10 protein-coding genes are annotated in these 19,706 nt (G+C 69.1%); 7 read left to right on the top strand and 3 right to left on the bottom strand.

The window, feature by feature from the left end; genetic code table 11:
• Positions 1-130 precede the first annotated feature (130 nt).
• From WME95_RS46815 to WME95_RS46805, 3 genes are all read left to right on the top strand, one after another.
• Positions 131-910: a hypothetical protein gene (locus WME95_RS46815; protein ID WP_437905676.1), complete on the top strand. Its 780-nt coding sequence runs from the start codon at positions 131-133 to the stop codon at positions 908-910.
• Positions 911-1,104: 194 nt separating this feature from the next.
• On the top strand, positions 1,105-1,731 hold the full coding sequence (locus WME95_RS46810; protein WP_437905675.1) for a hypothetical protein: 627 nt from the start codon (positions 1,105-1,107) through the stop codon (positions 1,729-1,731).
• Between the two features lie 91 nt (positions 1,732-1,822).
• Complete coding sequence (locus WME95_RS46805; RefSeq protein ID WP_437905674.1) at positions 1,823-2,812, top strand: NADPH:quinone oxidoreductase family protein; 990 nt, start codon at positions 1,823-1,825, stop codon at positions 2,810-2,812.
• Between the two features lie 123 nt (positions 2,813-2,935).
• Here the strand turns inward: WME95_RS46805 and WME95_RS46800 are convergent, their stop codons facing one another.
• Positions 2,936-5,149 (bottom strand): glycoside hydrolase family 3 protein, encoded by a 2,214-nt coding sequence (locus WME95_RS46800; RefSeq protein WP_437905673.1) that lies wholly within the window; start codon positions 5,147-5,149, stop codon positions 2,936-2,938.
• A gap of 976 nt (positions 5,150-6,125) precedes the next feature.
• On the opposite strand from WME95_RS46800, the gene WME95_RS46795 reads away from it, so the two are divergent.
• Positions 6,126-6,926: a hypothetical protein gene (locus tag WME95_RS46795; RefSeq protein ID WP_437905672.1), complete on the top strand. Its 801-nt coding sequence runs from the start codon at positions 6,126-6,128 to the stop codon at positions 6,924-6,926.
• A gap of 33 nt (positions 6,927-6,959) precedes the next feature.
• Here the strand turns inward: WME95_RS46795 and WME95_RS46790 are convergent, their stop codons facing one another.
• Entirely contained in the window at positions 6,960-8,885 is a 1,926-nt protein-coding gene (locus WME95_RS46790; protein ID WP_437905671.1) for a fructose-bisphosphatase class III, read from the bottom strand.
• 254 nt (positions 8,886-9,139) lie between these two features.
• On the opposite strand from WME95_RS46790, the gene WME95_RS46785 reads away from it, so the two are divergent.
• Positions 9,140-9,493 (top strand): response regulator, encoded by a 354-nt coding sequence (locus WME95_RS46785; protein WP_437547431.1) that lies wholly within the window; start codon positions 9,140-9,142, stop codon positions 9,491-9,493.
• 5 nt (positions 9,494-9,498) lie between these two features.
• Here WME95_RS46785 and WME95_RS46780 read toward each other — a convergent pair whose 3' ends face one another.
• Entirely contained in the window at positions 9,499-11,967 is a 2,469-nt protein-coding gene (locus WME95_RS46780; protein WP_437905670.1) for a serine/threonine-protein kinase, read from the bottom strand.
• A gap of 280 nt (positions 11,968-12,247) precedes the next feature.
• On the opposite strand from WME95_RS46780, the gene ggt reads away from it, so the two are divergent.
• Positions 12,248-14,077 (top strand): gamma-glutamyltransferase, encoded by a 1,830-nt coding sequence (gene ggt / locus WME95_RS46775; RefSeq protein WP_437905669.1) that lies wholly within the window; start codon positions 12,248-12,250, stop codon positions 14,075-14,077.
• Between the two features lie 622 nt (positions 14,078-14,699).
• Positions 14,700-19,670: an AAA family ATPase gene (locus WME95_RS46770; protein ID WP_437905668.1), complete on the top strand. Its 4,971-nt coding sequence runs from the start codon at positions 14,700-14,702 to the stop codon at positions 19,668-19,670.
• The last annotated feature ends 36 nt before the right edge of the window (positions 19,671-19,706 follow it).

Genomic DNA, 19,706 nt, shown 5'->3' with positions numbered 1-19,706 from the left:
GAAGATCCGGGGTGCCGCGAACCAGGGGCGCTCCTGCGGGAAGCTGCGCTTGCCGCGCGAGGCATCCCTTTTGCTGCACGCCCCGTGCCGCCGCGCGCGAGGTTCGGTGGCGAAGCCACGAGGTGATGCGATGACGAGCGACGTGCTTCGCGTGCTGGCGGCAGCCCTGCTGTCCGGTGCGTGCCTGATGGGATGCAAGGACAGCGTGAATGACGGCGCTGGCGCCAGCGGCGGCAACGGCGGCGACAACAGCGCCAGCAGCAGCAGCAGCGGCGGCAACGGCGGCAGCGGCGGCCACAACGGCGGCAGCGGCGGCGACAGCAGCGGCGGCGGGGGCATCGACGACAGCGGCGAGGACGGCAGCGGCGGCTGCGGCGAGGGGAGCGGCGGCGGCTGCGTCGATGTGTCGAACGCGCCGCCGTGCGAGGTGCGGGACGTCGAGGGCACGATCCCCGGGGTGAAGATAACGATCGAGTCGAGCCGCTGCACCTACCGCCGGGGAGAGCCGGCGGAGTTCGTTTACACGATCACGACCGACTCGAGCGTCCCTCCGATCGACGTCGCGGCCTCCACCGGCTGCGGGCGCTGCGTCGAACCGACGAGCGATCCGCTCTCGTTCGTCTCCTACAAGATCAGCGGCCTCACATGGAGCGCCGATCCGCAACCGCAGCTCTATTGCCTGTGCGACGTGGGCTGCTGCGCTCCCGACGAGGCGGTGACCGTGCAGGTCGACGCGACGACGGCGACCCAGACGATCCGCTGGTCCGGGCGGCAGTGGACCGGGCCGTCCGACACGAGCAACCCGGAGGGCGCCTTCTTCCAGGCGGGGACCTACGATGTCGAGGTGACGTTCGACGGCAAGGAGCAGGGCTCCGTGACGGCGAAGCTGCCGATCGACATCTACCCCTGAAGCACGGCTGAGGCGAAGCCGGCGGGCAGCGGCCCAGGCTGGCACAATCGACGGCCCGGGGTGGCGCGCGCCACGGCCTGTCCCTCCGGAGCCCGCGCGCGCCTCGCGGAGCATCTCCCTTGCTGCCGATCGCGCGCCGCCGCAGACAGGCGGCGTGGCGCGAAGGAGGGAGAGGTGAGGGAATGGCAAACGACATGCTTCGAGCTCTGGGGATAGCCTTGCTGTCCGCTGCGTGCGCGACCGGATGCGGCGGCGGCAAGGAGGGCGGCGGGAGCGGCGGTGACAGCACGAGCAGCAGCAGCGGCGGCGACCGAGGGCTGCCGCCGGGGGCCGAGCCGTGCGCGGTGCGCGACGTCCAGGGCACGATCCCGGGCGTGACGATATCGATCGAGTCGAGCCGCTGCGTCTACTGGAGGGGCGAGCCAGCGGAGTTCGTCTACACGGTCACGACCGACTCGAGCGTCCCTCCGATCGAGATCGCGGCCTCGGACGGGTGCGGGCACTGCGTCGTACCGAGCCCGGATCCGCGCTCGTTCGTCACGTACCAGATCACCGGGCTGTCGACGGCGGGGGATCCACAGCAGTATTGCCTCTGCGACACCGGGTGTTGCGCTCCCGACGCCGCGGCGACCGTGCAGGTCGACGCGACGGCGGCGACGCACACGATCTCCTGGTCGGGGCGGCAGTGGAGCGGGCCCTCGGACACGGACAACCCGGAAGACGAGTTCTTCGCGCCGGGGACCTACGATGTCGAGGTCACGTTCGACGGGCAGGAGCAGGGCTCCGTGACGGCGAAGCTGCCGATCGAGATCGTCCGCTGATCTCGCGCGCGCCGGCGATCCCGCGGGGGATCCCCGGCGCGCGAGGCGGCTTCCGCCGGGCCGCCCGGGCTTTCTGCTAAGGTCCGCGGGCATGCACGCCTGGCGCGGACACGCCTTTGGTCCCCCCGAGATCCTCGTGTGGGAAGAGGTCGACGACCCCCCGCTCGCCGAGGGGGAGGTCCGGATCGAGGTGGCCGCCGCCGCGATCAACTTCCCCGACGTGCTCTTCACGGCGGGCGCGCACCAGGTCAAGCCGACTCCGCCGTTCATCCCGGGCTTCGAGGTCGCCGGCCTCGTCGTCGAGAGCCGCGAGCCGTCGCTCCCGCCGGGCGCCCGCGTGGCCGCGACGCTCCCCGGCTCGGGGGGGTACGCGACGCGCGTGATCGCGGGGCCGCGCACCACCTATGCGCTCCCGGACGCGATGCCGTTCGAGGACGCCGCGGCGATGACGATCACCTACCAGACAGGGTATTTCGCGCTCCACCGGCGCGCCGGCGTCCAGCCGGGCGACACGGTCCTCGTGCACGCCGGCGCGGGCGGCGTCGGCAGCGCGGCGATCCAGCTCGCCAAGGCGGCCGGCGCGATCGTCATCGCGACCGCCGGCGGCGAGGAGAAGACGGCGGTCTGCCGCGCCCTCGGGGCGGACGTCGCCATCGACTACCGGCGCGAGGACTTCGTCGCCATCGTGAAGGAGCGGACCTCGGGCCGGGGCGCCGATATCGTCTTCGACCCCGTCGGCGGCGACGTCTTCGATCAATCGACCAAATGCGTCGCCTTCGAGGGACGCATCGTGGTGATCGGCTTCGCCTCCGGCCGCATCCCCGCGGCGCGCGCGAACCACCTGCTCGTGAAGAACTATTCGGTCCTCGGCCTCTACTGGGGCACCTACAGCCGCGCCCGGCCCGATCTCACGCGGAGGGCGCAAGACGAGCTCTACGCGCTCTACGGCCAGGGCGCGATCAAGCCGCTCGTCTCCGCCGCGCCGCCGATGGCGGAGGCGAAGGCGGCCATGACGGCGGTCGCGTCCCGCGCGACCACGGGCAAGGTGGTGCTCACGACCGCGCGAGGCGGCGGCGCGTGACGCGCTGACGCGCTGATCACGGAGGCCCGGCCCGCCGCGCGGCGGGCTGGGTCTTCGGCCTATTTCACGAATGCCGCCGCCGCTGCGGAGAGCGAGGAGAGCGCAGCGGCGCGGAGGATGGATTCAGTTGCAGCCGCTCGCGGTGGACGCCTCCGGGAGCGCCGCAGGCGTGTCCTTGTTCTCCGTCGTCAGGCCGAAGCCGTACGGGAACAGCGCGCCGTCTTCTCCGCGGTTGACCCGCTGGCAATCGGTCGCAGGCCAGGAGAACGAGAGCTTGCCCTGGAACTGCTGCTTGCCGAACAGCACGTCGGCCACGCCGCCGCCCTCGGAGCCTGGGAGCCACGCGGCCACGAAGGCGTCCGAGCGGTTCAGCTCCTTGTTGACGTAGAGCGGACGGCCCGAAAGGAAGACCGTCACGATCGGCAGATCCGGCTTGGCCGTGCGGATCGCCTGGAGGACCTGCAGATCCTCGGGGTGGAAGACCGCGTGCTCCAGCGTCTTCGCGTGCGGCGTGTCGTCCGTCGCGAGCTGGATGTCGCCGTACATCTCGGCATAAGGCGTCTCGCCGATCACCACGATCGCCGCGTCGAAGCTCCCCGAGCTGGCGGCGGAGCCGTTGGCGCTCAGCGTCGCCTGGCCGCCGCCGGCCGACACGAGGTCCTGGATCCCCTTGAGGATCGACGTCGCGCCGGGGAAATCGGCGTTCGTCAGGTCGGTGCCCTGCCACGTCCGCGACCAGCCGCCGGACTGGTTCGAGATGCTGTCCGCGGACTTGCCCGCGACGAGCACCTTGGCCGAGGCGGCGAGGGGCAGGACGCCGCCGGCGTTCTTGAGGAGGACGAGCGACTTCCGGACCGCCTCGCGCGCGAGGGCCCGGTGCTCCGCTTGCCCGAGCACCGACTGATCTCCCGCGAACATCCGCTTCGACGGCGCCTGCTTGGTCTTCTTCGGGCCGAGGAGCCCCGCCCGCATCTTGACCCGCAAGATCCTCGTCACGGCGTCGTCGACCCGCGCCATCGAGATCTGGCCCCCCTTCACCTGGTTGAGGGTGTTCTCGTAGAACGCCTTCCAGTCGTCCGGGACCATGATCATGTCCACACCGGCGTTGATCGAGGCGGCGCACGAGGAGTTGGTGCAGCCCGACACCTGCCCGTGACCGTTCCAGTCGCCGATGACGAAGCCGTCGAAGTGGAGCTTGTCCTTCAGCACCCCGGTGAGCAGATCGCCCTTCCCGTGCATCTTGGTGCCGCGGATGCTGTTGTACGACGCCATGACGGTCTGCGCGCCCGCCGGGATGGCGGACAGGTAGCCCTGCGCGTGGATCTCGCACAGCTCGGTGTCGGAGGCGAGGTTGTTCCCCTGGTCATCGCCCTTGTCCGTGCCGCCGTCACCGATGAAGTGTTTGGCCGTCGCGATGACGCGCATCGCGCCGAGGAGATCTGGGCTGTTCGCGGCGCCCTGGATGCCCTGCACGATCCGGCCCCCGTAGGCGTTCACGATCTCGGGATCTTCGGAGTAGCCCTCGTACGTGCGGCCCCAGCGGTCGTCGCGCACGGTCGCGAGCGTGGGCGCGAAGGTCCAGTCGAGCCCGGTCGCGAGGACCTCCTTGGCCGTCGCGGCGCCGATGCGCTCGAGCAGCTCGGGGTCGTGGGCCGCGCCGAGGCCGATGTTGTGGGGGAAGAGCGTGGCGCCGCGGACATTGTTGTTCCCGTGCACCGCGTCGATGCCCCAGATGATCGGGATGGCCACGCGGCCACCGCTGGTGTCCACCGAGGCGTTGTAGAACTCGTCGGCGAGCTTCACCCAGTCCGCCGCCGTCGCGTTCTTGTTCTTCCCCGGCCAGGAGCCGCCGCCGTTCAGCACGGAGCCGATGTTGTACTGCTTCACCTCGGCCGGCGTGATCTTCTGGATCTCGGCCTGCACCATCTGGCCGACCTTCTCCTCCACCTTCATCCTGCCGAGCAGCTCGGTGATGGCCGCCTCGATCGCCGGATCCTGCGCGATCGCGCTCCGCACCTCGGGCCAGCCGTTGTCGCAGGGCAGGAGGCCGACGGCGTCCCCGGCGCCGCTGCCGCCGCCGCCGGTGCTGTCGCTGCCGCCGGTGCCGCTGCCTCCGGTCCCGGAGCCGCTGCCGGAGGAGCCAGCGCCGGCGCCGGAGCCGCTTCCGGAGCCGCTTCCGGAGCCAGCGCCGGCGCCGGAGCCGCTTCCGGAGCCGGCACCAGCGCCGGAGCTGGCCCCGGAGCCGGTCGCGTTGTCGGACGTGTCGTCACCGCAGGCGGCCGGCGCGAGAACGACAGCCGCCGCCATGATCCATGTTGCATACCGTGTGAGGCGCATGAGTGCTCCCCTCTCTTGTCGATGAGATGAAGGATGGGCTCTAAGGTGAACCGTGACAGTCGAGCAAAGCGTCGATCGGGACGTGCAAGAAATATAAGACAGAGAGGGAACGTTCTAATCCATGACTCCCCCCGCACGCAAGCCCCCCCTCACGCCGCGAACGAGGGTTCGCCCGCGTGTTCGCGTGAGCGCGCGTTCGCGTGAGCGCGCGTTCGCGTGAGCGTCACCGCCGCGCCGTCGCCATGAGCCCGAGCCAGGCCTCCCTCGTGCCTCGTGGCGCGCCGGATGACACGGTGCGTCCTGGGACACCACCGGTTAACCATAGTCCGAGTCGGGCCGCAATATACAAACCCGATGGCGCGGCGCGATAATCCACCCGTGGCATAACGCAACAACCCGTGCGCGAGCGAGCACGCGACGGGCTCATCGATGGATGCGGGCTCACCGGGGTCGAGCACGTCATCTCCGATCCGAGGATCGAGAGGCCGCGCGAGGAAGACAAGGAGGAGCGCTGGCGTCCGCGCGATGACGAGAGACGCTCAGAGCAGTTGACATTACCTGCGTTCCGTCGGTGTCGAGGGGTTCGGCGCTCAAGGCTTCATCATGAAGCGGACGGTGAACAGCTATCATGAGCCGTGGCACCTCGGGGATACGAGGCCAACGCGGCACCACGCCGCGCGCGAGCGCCAGCGCGTCGAGGCCGCCCACGCGCGGTCGACCCCCCGCAATGCTGATTCCAGCCGGGCGCGGCCCGATCGGCGCGGTCAAACTGGGCCACCGGACAGAGCCATGGGCTCACGCAGCACGGGCCGACGGGCGAGCCGGAGCGTCTGCCGTCGCGATTCAGCGGAAGCATATTCCGTCAAGGGAACAATGATAGAATCGTGACTTCTGTGCGGCAGCATTTACCCGCGAGACTGCACGTGCCTATTCTCCGCGCATGGTCTCTATCTCGCGTACTTCCATTCGTCTCTTCATGACCACCGGTACGCTGCTCCTCGCGCTCGCCGCGTGCGGTGACGACGAGGTCGACTTCGGCGCAGGCGGCGCAGGCGGTGAGGCCGGCGGCGGCACCTCCACCAGCACCACCGCAGGAACTGGCGGCAGCACCACCAGCGGCACGGGCGGCGAGGGCGGCGCAGGCGGCGCTCCCGGCACGGGCGGCGAAGGCGGCGCAGGCGGCGCTCCCGGCACGGGCGGCGAAGGCGGCGCAGGCGGCGCTCCCGGTACGGGCGGCGAAGGCGGCGCCGGCGGCGCTCCCGGCACGGGCGGCGAAGGCGGCGCAGGTGGCACGGGCGGCGAGGGCGGCGCAGGCGGCGCTCCCGGCACGGGCGGCGAGGGCGGCGCAGGCGGCGCTCCCGGCACGGGCGGCGAGGGCGGCGCAGGCGGCGCTCCCGGCACGGGCGGCGCAGGCGGCGAGGGCGGCGCAGGCGACGAGCCCGTACGGTGGGCCGACGTGGAGCCGATCCTGCTGGCAAAGTGCTCGCCCTGCCACACCCGCACGGATCCCGCGCCGGCCAGCGGCTTCGCCATCACCTACGAGTCCTCGCAGCTCGCCTCGAACTCGACCCAGTGCGCCGTGGACCCGGGTCAACCCGCGAGGACGCAGGGGGAGTGCGCCACCATCCGCATCCACGACCTCGACAACGCCACCCGCATGCCGCGCAACCGCGGATGCACCGGCGACCCGGCGCTCGACGTCGCGAATTCTGCCTGCCTGACGGCCGCACAGCAGCAGACGCTCGTCGACTGGATCGCGGACGGCCAGCTCGACTGATCCGAGGAGGCGCGGCCACCGCCGCGCCTCACGTCACCTCGGCTGCTCGAGGAGCGCTCCGTCCCGGTACGCCTCGATGAGCCGCTCCAGGATCTCGATCTCCCGCTCGAGCTCCTCCCCCTTCTCGGTGTCTCCCACCCGGCGCTCGGCCTCGTAGACCTCCACGTCGGAGATCACGGGGATGATGTCCTCCCCCGCCTCCACGGCCTGCTCGACCGACGTGAAATGGTGGTGCTGCGCGAGCCGCGCCCCGCTCGCCTCGAGCACGAGCGTGTACCCCTTGTCGCCGTACGCCTCCGAGAACGCCCCGTCGATCGTCACCGCGCGGCGCGACGCCTTGATCGGCGACTCCCCCCGCTCGACCCGGACCGGCACGTGCCCGTTCACGATGAGCCCGCGCTCCTCGTCCACACCGAACTCGCGGCACACCCGGCCGCAGAACGCGGCGTCGTGGATCAGGTGGAAATAAGGGTTCTTCGTCTCCCTGTGCGTCCTCTCGTCGGCGACGAAATACGACTCGAACGTCGTCATCCGGTCCTTGCCGAACATGGGCGAGAGCGGCCCGGTCCAGAGGTACCAGAGCATGTCGACGTCCTCCTGCGCGCCCGCCCGGAAGGCCCGGCGCACCGTTCGCTCCAGCGCGTCGAACAGCGCCCTGCCGCGGCGAACCTCGCCGTCCACCACGAAAGGAAGGAGCTCGCCCTCGCCGTCCACCGGGACACAGCCGTGGAAGATGAGCGCCCGGTCGCGCCTGAGCCACGTCGTCCCCTGCTGCACCATCCAGCGCATCTGGCGGGACAGCGCCGGGCTCCTCAGGAAAGACTCCTTCAGAAGGGCGACGCACGCCGCCTCGTCCGGCGTCAGCGCGTACGGATCGCCGGGGTCGAGCGTCGGGAAGCGCGCGTCGAGCAGCGGGAACACCTCGCCGTCGATCGCGACCGTGCCCGCGCGCGCGTCGATGCGATGGAGCAGGCAGCGGTGCTCGAGCGCGTACTCCGGGCGGCGCCGGCAGAGCTGCCCCTCCAGCTTGAACTGGAGGACGGCCGCGGCCTTCTGCATCCGCGCCATCAGCAGGGCGTCGCGCAGCCCCTCGCCCCGGACCGCGAAGCGCTCCGCCGGATCGTCGGCGTAGGCCGTGCGCGCGAGCCGATCGAGCGGCGCCACGGAGATGCCAAAGCCCTCTTCCAGCTGCGACAGGCGCCCGTACCGCAGCGAGAGCCGGACGACCGTGGCGATGAGCGCCTCCTGGCCGAGGCTCGCGCCCATCCAGCTCACGTCGTGGTTGCCCCACACGACCCGCACGCGCGGCTGGCGCGTCAGGTACTCGATCACCTTGTCGAGCCGGGGACCGCGATCGCCGAGATCGCCGGCCACAACGAGCTCGAAGACCGTCAGGTTCCGGATGGCGCGCGCCATGGCCCGCAAGATCTCGATCTCGCGGCCGTGCTGCACGAACGGATCGATGAGCGCGTCGAGGTAGCCGCCCTCGCCGAGGGTGGCGCGCGCCGAGACGAGCTCGCGGAGCAGGCCCCGCATGTCCTCCGGGAACGCCGCCTCCACCTGGCGGAGCGTGTAGCGCTGCGACAGCGCGCGGATGACCTCGACCTCGCGCGCGAGCGTCCAGATCAGGAAGGCCCACCGCGCCCCCTCGCTGCGGGACGCGACGCGGGCATACGTCTCGCGAGGGTAGTAGACGGCCGAGAGCAGCGCGCGCTCCTCGGCCGCCGTGAGCCGGTCGCCGAAGACCCGCTCGACGAGCGGCCGCAGGCTCCCCGAGGCGTTGTTGATGATGTGCTTCAGCTTCCTGTGCTCGCCGTGGACGTCGCTGACCACGTGCACCGTGCCCTTCGGGAGCGACAGGATCGCCCGCAGATGGCCGATCTCCGAGAGCGCGGCCTCGGTCGTCGGGTACCGGCCCGCGAGGGCCCGGAGGAGCGGCAACTCCCGCGTGTCAAGCATGGCGCCGCAGCATAGAGCAAGGCCGCGGGTCGACGCACGCGCGCGACGTGCCGGGCGCGCCGCGCTGAAGCGGCCGGACAGGCGCGCAAGGCGAGCGCATGTGCCTGGCTCTGCCGCGTTTCTCCTTGCGGCCGCGCGGCGTCCTACTAGCAAATGCCATGGGAGCCCATGCAATGTTGTGGCAGCGAGGCAGCATCTCCGCGCCGAGCGGCCTCGACGTCGGCCCACATTCACCAGCGAACCCTCTTCACTACATGAGCAAGTCTGTCCTGATCATCGATGACGACGTGGATCTGGCGACGACCCTGGCCGAGACGCTGCGCGACCTCGGTTATGACGCGACGCCTTTCTTCAGCGGGCGAGAGGCGCTCGAGCGGCTCCTCGACGGCGAGCGGCCCGGCGTGATCCTGCTCGACCTGATGATGCCGAAGATGAACGGCTGGAAGGTGTGCGACGAGCTCTGCGCGGTCCCCGCGCTGGAGGAGATCCCCGTCGTCATCATGACCGCGGCGTCGAACATCAAGCAGCCGATGCCGGCGCACGCGCGCGAGGTGCTCAGCAAGCCGTTCGAGCTCGACGCCCTGCTCAGGACGATCGACGCCGCCTGAGCGGGCTACCGCTTCTTCTTCGCCTTCGGTGGCGCGCTCGGCTTGATATCGATGCTCGTGGCCCCCTGGCACGGCACCTGCGCTGTCACACCCGCGCTGAGCCACTCGGGGAACTTCGTCTTCCCGGCCCGGCCGACGCGCACGAAGAAGCGGCCGCAGCGCACGGCCAGCGCCTGGTTCACGTCCCCCGCGTACTTGCCGGTCATGTAGACGCCCCCCGGCTGCGGAAACCCCACCGTGAGCAGGCCCTGATCCTTGGGCAGCGACGCAGGATTGCTCCCCTGCCGCGCCTGGCTCGCGGCCTCCTTCGCCGCCGCGGCCTCCTTCGCCGCGGCCTCCTTCGCCGCCGCGGCCTCCTTCGCGGCAGCCTCCTTCACCGCCGCGGCTTCCTTCGCCGCGGCCTCCTTCGCCGCCGCGGCCTCCTTCGCCGCGGCCTCCTTCGCCGCCGCGGCCTCCTTCGCCGCGGCTTCCTTCGCCGCCGCGGCCTCCTTCGCTGAAAGCGTCTTCGCCGCCTGCGCCTTCCCGGCCGGAGCCTTCTTCACGGGGGGCGGCTCGCTCGCCGCGGACGCCGCCGCGGCGACGGGCTCGACGATCGCGGGCGCCATCTCCACCGCGACGGCCGGCTCGGGCCGATCCCGCCGCGCCACGTAGATCCAGAGCCCCGCCACCACCGTCGCCGTGATCGCCGACACCGCGATCGTCCCGACAGGCGACAGCGAACGCGGCGCTTGCCATGGCAGCCGCGGGCGCCGCGACGACGCGCCCGCCGGGGGCGACGACTCCCCCGGAGAGCCGCCGCGGCCCGCCGCGCTCGGCCTCGGGTACGGCACGCCCCCGGGCGGCGTCAGGCCCGATGAGCCGTCCACCGGCACCGTCACCCCGGGCGGCGTCAGGCCCGTTGCGCCCATCGGCACGGTCACGCCGGAGGGGGTCACCGGCGAGGCGGAAGGCGGCTTGGGCGGCGCACCCAGGAACGCGGGCGCGAGATCCGCCGGGAGGGCCGGCGGCGGACCGAAGCGGATCGCCTCCGGGATCACCGACGTGGTCGGCACGAAGCGGGGCGTCTCCGCGCCCGTGCCAGGCATCGTCGTGCCGTCCTCCTCGAATATCGGATCGACCTCGGTCAACGTCGGCGGCCCGCCCTCCGGCGGCCCCTCGTCGGCCGCCGCCGCGTCGCGCTCCGCCGCGCGCTTCGACGCTTCGAACAGGCGGCCGAACGTCTCGCGATCCGGCAGCGCGGGCCTTCGTCCCTCGACGCCCTTCGCGCCGTCGCCCCTCGCCTCGGACGCCGGCACCGGGATCGTGATCGGCTCGGGCGCGCCGATCGACGCCTTGCCGTCCTGCCGAGCCGACCCGATCAGCGCCTCGGACGCCCCCGCCGAGGGAGGCGCGGTCTTCGCCTGCGCGCCGGGGGTCCGCAGCCTCGCGGCGCCGCCGTCCCTGGCCGCCTGATCCCTGGCAAAGAGATCCTTCGCGAGCCGCTTCGCCGCGTCCGCCGCGGGCCTCGCGGTCTGACCTCCCTTGCCCTTGACCGGGATCGTCGGCCGCCGGTCCTCCTCGCGATCCGCGTCCTCGATCTCGATCGTCGCGTGCGCCGATTGCACGCGCGTCACGAGCTCGGCCTTCCCCTTCTCCGGGCGAGCGACCTTCGCGAGCGCCTGCTCGATCTCGTGGACGGTGATCTTCCGATCGTCCGGCGCCGGCGCGAGGGCCGTGTCGAGCAGCGCCACGATCGGGCGCGGGATCTCCGGCCGGATCGTGGCGATCGCCTGCGGTCGCGTGCCGTCCGCGGGCGGCCGCCGCCCCGTGAGCAACGACCAGAGCAGGAGCCCCACGCCATAGATATCGGCCTTCACCGTGACGCGCTCGGCGCGCGCCTGCTCGGGCGCCATGTACCCCGGCGCGCCCTTCACCACGCCCGCGATCGTGTCCGGCGTGCGCCCGAGGATCTTGCCGATGCCGAACCCCGTCAGGCGCACCTGCCCGTCCCACCCGATCACGATGTTCTCCGGGTGGAGGTTGCGATGGACGATCGGCGTGGGGCTGCCGTGCTCGTCGACGGACCCGTGCGCGTGCGCGAGCGCCCCGGCGATGCAGTGGACCAGGTAGTAGACCGCCGCGTCGGCGAGCTTCTGCTGCCGCGCCGCGAGGTGCTGGTGCAGCCGATTGAGGTTCACGCCCTCGACGTGCTCGAGCACGAGGACGAGCCGGCCGGCGTGCTCGAAGAAGTCGAACATCCGCACGATCGCCGGGTGGTTCATCGTCGCGCAGATCGACGCCTCGCGGGCGAGCTCGTCGGCGAAGCGCGGATCCCCCTCGGCGGTATTCGGGACGAGCTTCAGCACGCAGACGCGGCGAAACCCGAGCGGGCCATCCAGTCGCCCGAGATAGACGCTGGTAGGCCCAGAACCGGACAGGTGCCGGAGGATCTTGTAGGCCCCAATCGTCTCGGGAGCGGGCTCCGTCGGAAACATCCGGGGCCGATCATACCCAAGCGGGGCGAAGCCCCCAAGCCAACGACCAAGACCGATCACTTCGCGGCGCCGGGAGGCGTCCCCGGGCGCCTCGGTACGAGCCCATGCTCCACGCGCCCTGTACGGCGCGTCGCTCTCCCGTTTGCCAGAGGGCGGTACAGCTGATCAGCAGAAGCCCGAACAGCTGTGACGGATCACCGTGGAGAACCCTCCGGCCGCGCTCGCGCGGCCGCGCCTCTGGCCTTCGAGCGGCGCGGGGCCTGGGCTATAAGCCGCCGCGATGAAGCTCCGTGCCTGGCATCGATTGCTCGCCGTCGTCCTCCTCGCGGGCTGCGAGGCCGCCGTCCCGCCCCCTCCGCCCGCGCCGCCCCCGCCCCCGTCGCCGAACGCCGCCCCCGCCTCGGCGCCTGCGCCCGCGCCGGCCGCGCCGGCCACGCCGGCGTCGCGGTTCCCGGCCGGGTGGCCTTACCCCGAGGGCGCGCCGCCGGTGCGGGGCCCCTCGATGGTCACGAGCGACGCCGCCCTCGCCACGAAGGTGGGCGCCGAGGTCCTCGCCTCGGGCGGCAACGCCGTCGACGCGGCGGTCGCGACGGCGTTCGCGCTGGCCGTGGTGCACCCGACGGCCGGCAACCTCGGCGGCGGCGGGTTCATGGTCGCGCGCGTCGGCGACAAGGAGCACGCGCTCGACTTCCGCGAGACGGCGCCGGGCAAGGCGACCCACGACATGTACCGGGGCAAGGACGGCAAGGCCACGGAGAGCTCGCGGGTCGGCCACCTCGCGGTCGGCGTGCCCGGCAGCGTGGCGGGGCTCTGGGAAGCGTACGACAAGCTCGGCTCCAAGAAGAAGACCTGGGCCGAGCTCGTCGCGCCCGCCATCCGGCTCGCGAAGGAGGGCTTCTCGGTCGACGAGAACTTCGCGACGACGGTCAAGGCCGCGTCGGGCAAGCTCAAGCGCTTCCCGGCGTCGGTCGCGCTGTTCCTGCCGGGCGGCGCGCCCATCGAGATCGGCGCGACGTGGAAATCGCCCGAGCTCGCGGCGACGCTCGAGCGCATCGCGGAGAAGGGGCCCGCGGGCTTTTACGAGGGCAAGACCGCCGAGCTCTTCGTGGCCGAGATGCGGCGGGGCAAGGGCATCATCTCGGCCGCGGACCTCAAGGGCTACAAGGCGAAGTGGCGCGAGCCCGTCGTCTTCGAGTACCGCGGGCGCCGCGTCGCATCGATGCCGCTCCCGTCGTCGGGCGGCCTCGCCCTCGCGATGATCGCGCACCAGCTGGAGGGGCTCGACGTCGCCAAGCTCGGCTGGCACTCGCCGTCGCACGTGCACGTGGTCGCCGAGGCGATGCGGCGGGTGTTCCTCGCGCGCAACGAGGTCCTCGGGGATCCCGATTTCGTGAAGAACCCGGTGGAGGAGCTGCTCTCGGTCGCGTGGGCCGAGCAGCAGCGCGCCACGATTGCGGCGGACCGCGCGACGCCGACGGACGAGCTCGCCCGGGGCGCGGCGGTCAAGGACTCGGGCGGGCGCGGCCCGCACACGACCCATTTCTCGGTGGTCGACGCGCAGGGCAACGCCGTCGCGCTGACCACGACGCTGAACGGCTGGTACGGCTCGGGGGTGACGGTGACCGGCGCCGGATTCGTGCTGAACAACGAGATGGATGACTTCGCCGCCGTGCCCGGCACCCCGAACCAGTTCGGTCTGGTGCAGGGGGAGGCCAACTCCATCGCGCCCGGCAAGCGCATGCTCTCGTCGATGTCGCCGACGATCGTGACGGGGAAGGACGGGCGCGTGGAGCTCGTGCTCGGCGCCGCCGGCGGCCCGACGATCCTCACTGCGGTGTTCCAGATCCTCTCGAACGTCGTCGACTTCGGCTTCGACGTGACCACGGGCGTGAACGCGCCGCGCTTCCACCACCAGGACTACCCCGACAAGCTGTTCGTCGAGCAGGGCGGCTTCCCCGACGAGCTGAGGAGCGCGCTCGGCGCAATGGGCCACACCCTCGACGACCGCGAGCACATCGCCGACGCGCCGTCGATCGGCCGCGAGGGCGCCGCGTTCGCCGGCGCGCGGGAGCCGCGGCGGCCCGGCTCTGAAGCGGCCGCCGGAAAGTAGCGCCGGCGGGGCGGCGCTCCCCACATCGGCTCACGCAACGCCCGCCTATTTCAATGTCTCATCGATGAGGGAAGGCGTTGCGCGCCTCAGGCACTTCCCTAAGGAGATCCCTCTCCGTCTGGCGCACCTTGGCCGTTCCCGGCACGGGCGTGTGCCCCATGCATCGTGGCTCCTCTCCTCGTGAAGGCGTCATCGCGTGATGCACATCCGACGGCCCTCTGCGCCACGGAGCGCCGTGTGTCCGGGCGGCGAGGCGACGCTGTTGTCGCATTCGCTCCCGAGCGTCGGCCCGAGCGTCGGCCGAGTGTCCGATGAAGTCGCGCGTCGCTCGCCTGACGCGCGGCGTCTCGGCGGCGGAGCCCGCCGGGAGCGCTCGATCCGCGCACGGCGCCGCGGCGGTTCGACCTTGACACAACCCGTCCGTTTCGATTGCGTAGGGCGATGCGCCCCGCCGAGCACGTTCGCTCCCTCGGCGGCTCGCGCGGTCGCCTGTCGCCATCCTTGAGCTCAGCGCCCCGAGGAGCTGCCGTGAAGCGGGGGACTGCAGCTTGACACGGACCGAGATACCGACTGAACGCCGCGCTGGGTAAATAGCCCTGTCACTCCAGGGGGGGTCGCCGTCATGGTGGAGCTGTTGAATCACGAGTTGCTCGAGACGCTGCACGATGGTGCTCGCAGCAGCGTCTATCTCGGCCGGAAGAAGAGCACGGGCAAGATGTGCGTCATCAAGGTCGCGCGAAAGGGCGTCAATGGCACCCGCAACGTGGCGATCCTGAAGCGCCAGTACGAGATCACGAAGCACCTCGACCTCGATGGGGTCGTGCGGGTCCACGAGCTCGAGGTCCGGCTCGATTACGCCGCGCTCGTCATGGAGTACTTCGCCGGCCGCTCGCTGCGGGCGATCATCGACGGCAATGGTCAGGGCGTCGGGCTCGCGCAGGCGGTGAGGATAGCGCTCCAGCTGGCGGACACGCTCGGGGCGATCCATGAGCGGAACATCGTCCACAAGGACATCAAGCCGAGCAACATCATCGTCGACAGCGACGTGCGCACGTCGAAGCTCACGGACTTCTCCATCGCCTCGCTCCTGCCTGGCGAGCGCGCGGCGGTGGTCGACCCCTGGTCGGTCGGCGAGGGCACGCTGCAGTACATCTCGCCCGAGCAGACGGGCCGGATGAACCGGTCGATCGACTTCCGCTCGGACTATTACTCGCTGGGGGTCACGCTCTACGAGCTCACGACCCAGCGCCTCCCGTTCGAGACGACGGATCCGCTGGAGCTCGTGCACCATCACATCGCGAAGACGCCTGTCGCGCCGCACCTGATCCGGCCGGCGATCCCGGAGGCGCTCTCCCGGGTGATCATGAAGCTGCTCTCGAAGACGGCGGAGGAGCGGTATCAGAGCACCTTCGGCCTGAAGGCCGATCTGAAGGCCTGCCTCGACATGCTGGAGCACGGAGCGCCGGCGGAGGACTTCGTGCCGGGGAGGAGGGACAAGCCCACGCGGCTCCAGGTATCGCAGAAGCTGTATGGCCGGCAGGGCGAGGTCGGCGCGTTGATGGCGGCCTTCAGGGACATCAGCGGGTCTGGTCCGGTGGCGGCGGAGGGTGGCCGCTCGGAGCTCGTCCTCGTGGCCGGCTACTCCGGCGTGGGCAAGTCGGCGGTCGTCAACGAGATCCACAAGCCGATCGCGAAGGAGGCGGGCTACTTCGCCGCTGGCAAGTTCGACCAGTTCACGCGCAACGTCCCGTACGCGGCCGTGCTCGCGGCGCTGCGGGAGATCGTCCGGCAGATCCTTACCGAGAGCAGGAATGAGCTCGCCGACTGGAGGGCCAGGATCCTCGCGGCGGTCTCTCCGAACGGGCGGGTCATCGCCGAGGTGATCCCGGAGATCGAGCTCATCATCGGCGAGCAGCCGCCCGTCCCGGCGCTGGGCTCGATGGAGACGCGGAACCGCTTCAACCTGACGTTCCGGAGTTTCATCGGCGCGATCGCGCTGAAGACGCGGGCGCTCGTGCTGTTCCTCGACGATCTCCAGTGGGCCGACACGGGGTCCCTGAACCTCCTCAGCGTGCTCCTGGAGGACCCGGACATCCGCCACCTCTTGCTGATCGGGTCGTACCGGGACAACGAGGTCGACGACGCGCACCCGCTGATGACGATGATGAGCGCGCTCCGGAAGAGCGAGGCGCTCGTGAGCACGCTTATACTGAAGCCGCTCGGGCCCGATCACGTCAACCAGCTCGTGTCGGACACGCTCGGCTCGCCCACGAACGAATGTCGACCACTCTCGGATATCATCTTCGCCAAGACCCACGGGAATCCGTTCTTTACGAACCAGTATCTCGAAAGCATGTGGCGCGACGGCCTTCTGCGCTTCAGCTCGGAGACGGGTGCCTGGCAGTGGAACACGGCCGACATCGAGAGGCTGAGTGTTGCAGACAACGTAATCGACCTGATGCTTCGCCGCATACGGGAGCTGACGGAGCCGACTCAGCGGCTATTGCATTATGCCGCATGCATGGGCGACCAGTTCGATCTGACGCTCCTCTCGCTCATCCATAAGAAGGACCTGCACTCCACGGACGAGGATCTCTGGGGAGCCCTCGAGGCAGGGCTTATCGTGCCGATCAACGGTGACTACAAGATCGCGCGTTTCCTCGATGATGCGGGCGGCAGCCCGATCGCATTCAAGTTCCTTCACGATCGCGTTCAGCAGGCAGCCCATCAATTGTTCACCGAGAGCGAGCAGATGGAGGCCCATCTGGAGCTCGGACGACTTCTGCGCCGGCAGACGCCACCTGAGTCACTCGATGACCGTGTCTACGACATCGTGAGACACCTCAACGCAGGCGCGGAGCTGATCGGCGACGAACAGGAACGTTACGAAGCTGCGACCCTCAACTTGAAGGCAGGACGGAAGGCGAGGCGCTCCACCGCCTACGGTCCTGCAGTCCAGTGCCTCCGTGCGGCCTCCGCCTTCCTGCCCGATGACTCATGGCACGCCAATCACGATCTGTCGCTCGCCATATACACGGACCTTGTCGAGCTCGAATATCTGACGATCAACTTCGAAAATGCAGAGAGATTCGCCAAAATCGTCGTAGCTCACTCCCGAGACGTCTTCGAGAAAATCCGCGTCTACGAGACTCGCATCCAGTTCTACATCACAGAAAATCGCATGTCAGAGGCCATCGACATGGCCATGGCAGTGCTCGCGATGCTCGACGTCCCGCTCTCCGAGGCACCACCGGCTAACACCGACATAGATCAGCTGGCGCAGCTCCCCGAGCTCGTCGATAAGCGGATGATGGCGGCGAACCGGATTCTAGTCTCTATGTTCCCTGCCGTCGTCCACTCGAGGCCCAGCCTGGTGCCGGTGATCGCGTTCACGATGGTTAACATCTGTATTCAGCACGGAAACTCTCCTGCTGCGGCGTATGCCTACGCGATCTACGGCCACATCCAGTGTAGCTACATGAACAATGTAGAATACGGATTCGCGCTCGGACGGCTAGCGATCGAGCTGACGCAACGCTTTGCCGCCAACGAGCTCGAATCCAAGGTCTACACACTCAATTACGTGGCAATCCATCACTGGAATCGTCACCTAAGAGAAACGATCGAGCCAACGCATCACGCTATTCAGGTCGGACTGGCCACAGGGGACATCGAGTACGCCGGATACAGCTCCAGCTACCACGGAACACACTCATTCTTCGCCGGAGAGAATCTAGCGTCGACCGAGCTGCGGATGAAGCACTCGATCGGCCTGGCGGTGAAGCTCAACCAGCGAAGGGAAATCTACTTTGTCAAGATCTGGAAGCAGCTAGTTCACTGCCTCCGAGATCCGGCCGCAGAGAAAATGCGACTCGTCGGAGAAATCTTTGACGAGACGACGATGATTCCATTCCTCGACGGGAACAGGACATCCGAGTTCTGCCTGCATCTCGCGAAAGGAATGCTGCTCTACTATTTCGGCGCCCCGAAGCTAGCCTATGACGCGCTACGCGCCGTAGATGGCTATGCGGAAGTCGTTGCCTATATAACCAACGTTGAGCATGTATTCTACTACTCTCTCTCGATCCTCGCCGCCTTCCCCCTGCTACCGAAGGACGAGCAGGACGCCGCACTTGCCAAGGTCGACGCGAATCAACGAAGGCTCCAGGAGTGGGCGCGCCTGGCGCCGGAAAACAACCAGCACAAGCACGATCTCGTGAGCGCAGAGCTGGCGCGCGTGAGGCAGACACTGATCGAGGCGATGCACCTATACGATCGGGCTATCGAAGGCGCTCGGAGGCATGGGTACATGCACGAAGAGGCGCTGGCGTACGAGCTGGCCTCATCGCTCTACCGAGAAATGGGAAGGCAAGAGATTGCTCATCACTACCTGACGATCGCATATCGTGGCTACGCGCTGTGGGGCGCCGATGCAAAGTGCGAGGATCTCGTCGCCGAATTTCCACAGCTCATTCTCGAGGGAGCGCTTAACCAGCCGGAGGCCTCGAAGGCGGGATCCACATCCAGCCATCACGGCTCGGACCTGGACCTGCTCAGCGTCGTTAAAGCGTCGCAGGCTGTGGCGAGCGAGCTTGTCTTGGAACGACTGCTCGGCAACCTCATGGAGATCGTGCTGGAGAACGTGGGCGCGCAGTACGGCGTGCTCGCCCTGACGCGGGGCGAAGCGCTCTTCATCGAGGCCGAGGGGACTGTCCAGCCCAAGCAGGTCCGCGTGATGCAGGGCACTCCGATCGAAGCGTTCGAGAAAGTGCCGCTGTCGGTGATAACCTATGCGCAGCGCACATATACAAGCGTGTTGCTGGATGACGCCACAAAGGAAGCCCGCTTCTCGGCGGATCCATACATTCAAGCGAGACACACAAAATCGCTATTGTGCTCGCCCATCATCCGTCAAGGCCGGCTGGTCGGAGTGCTCTACATCGAGAACAATTTGTCTTCAGGCGCATTCACAAAGCATCGCCTCGAGCTCTTGAACTTGCTCTCGACCCAGATAGCGATCTCCATCGAAAACGCAACATTGTACGACAGGCTCGAGCAGGAGGTCGCCGAGCGAACCGAGGAGCTGCGGGTTTCCAACGAGCAGCTTCGCGACGTCAACCAGCGATTGCAAGTAGAGCTGGCTGAGCGCGTCCGCCTTCAGGAGGAGCGTGTCCAAATGCAGGAGGAAGTCATCCAGGCGCAGCGAGCTAGATTGTTCGAGCTGTCGACCCCATTCATCCCGATCACCGACGACATCATGGTGATGCCGATCATCGGGACAATCGACGACAAGCGTGCCGCTCAGATGCTCGAGACAGCGATGGAGGGCGTCGCGGCCAGCTCTGCCAAGGTCGTGATCATCGATGTAACAGGCGTCAAGAGCGTCGACACCGGCGTGGCGAGCAGCATGATGAACTTGGCCAAGGCGATGGGTCTACTCGGAAGCAAGGCGATCCTCACAGGGCTCCGCCCTGCAGTAGCGCAAAGTTTGGTCGCGCTCGGCATTGACCTCCGCTCGATTGAGACGAGGTCCAACCTCAAGACGGCCATCGCGTACGCCATGAGGCGTACCGCGGCGAGATTGCACGCGTAGCGACGCGGTCTCCTTAACGTGGTCGATATTCGCGGC

Source organism: Sorangium sp. So ce327 (assembly GCF_051530205.1).
GTDB lineage: Bacteria > Myxococcota_A > Polyangia > Polyangiales > Polyangiaceae > Sorangium > Sorangium cellulosum_B.
This window is presented reverse-complemented; position numbering and strand designations above follow the sequence as displayed.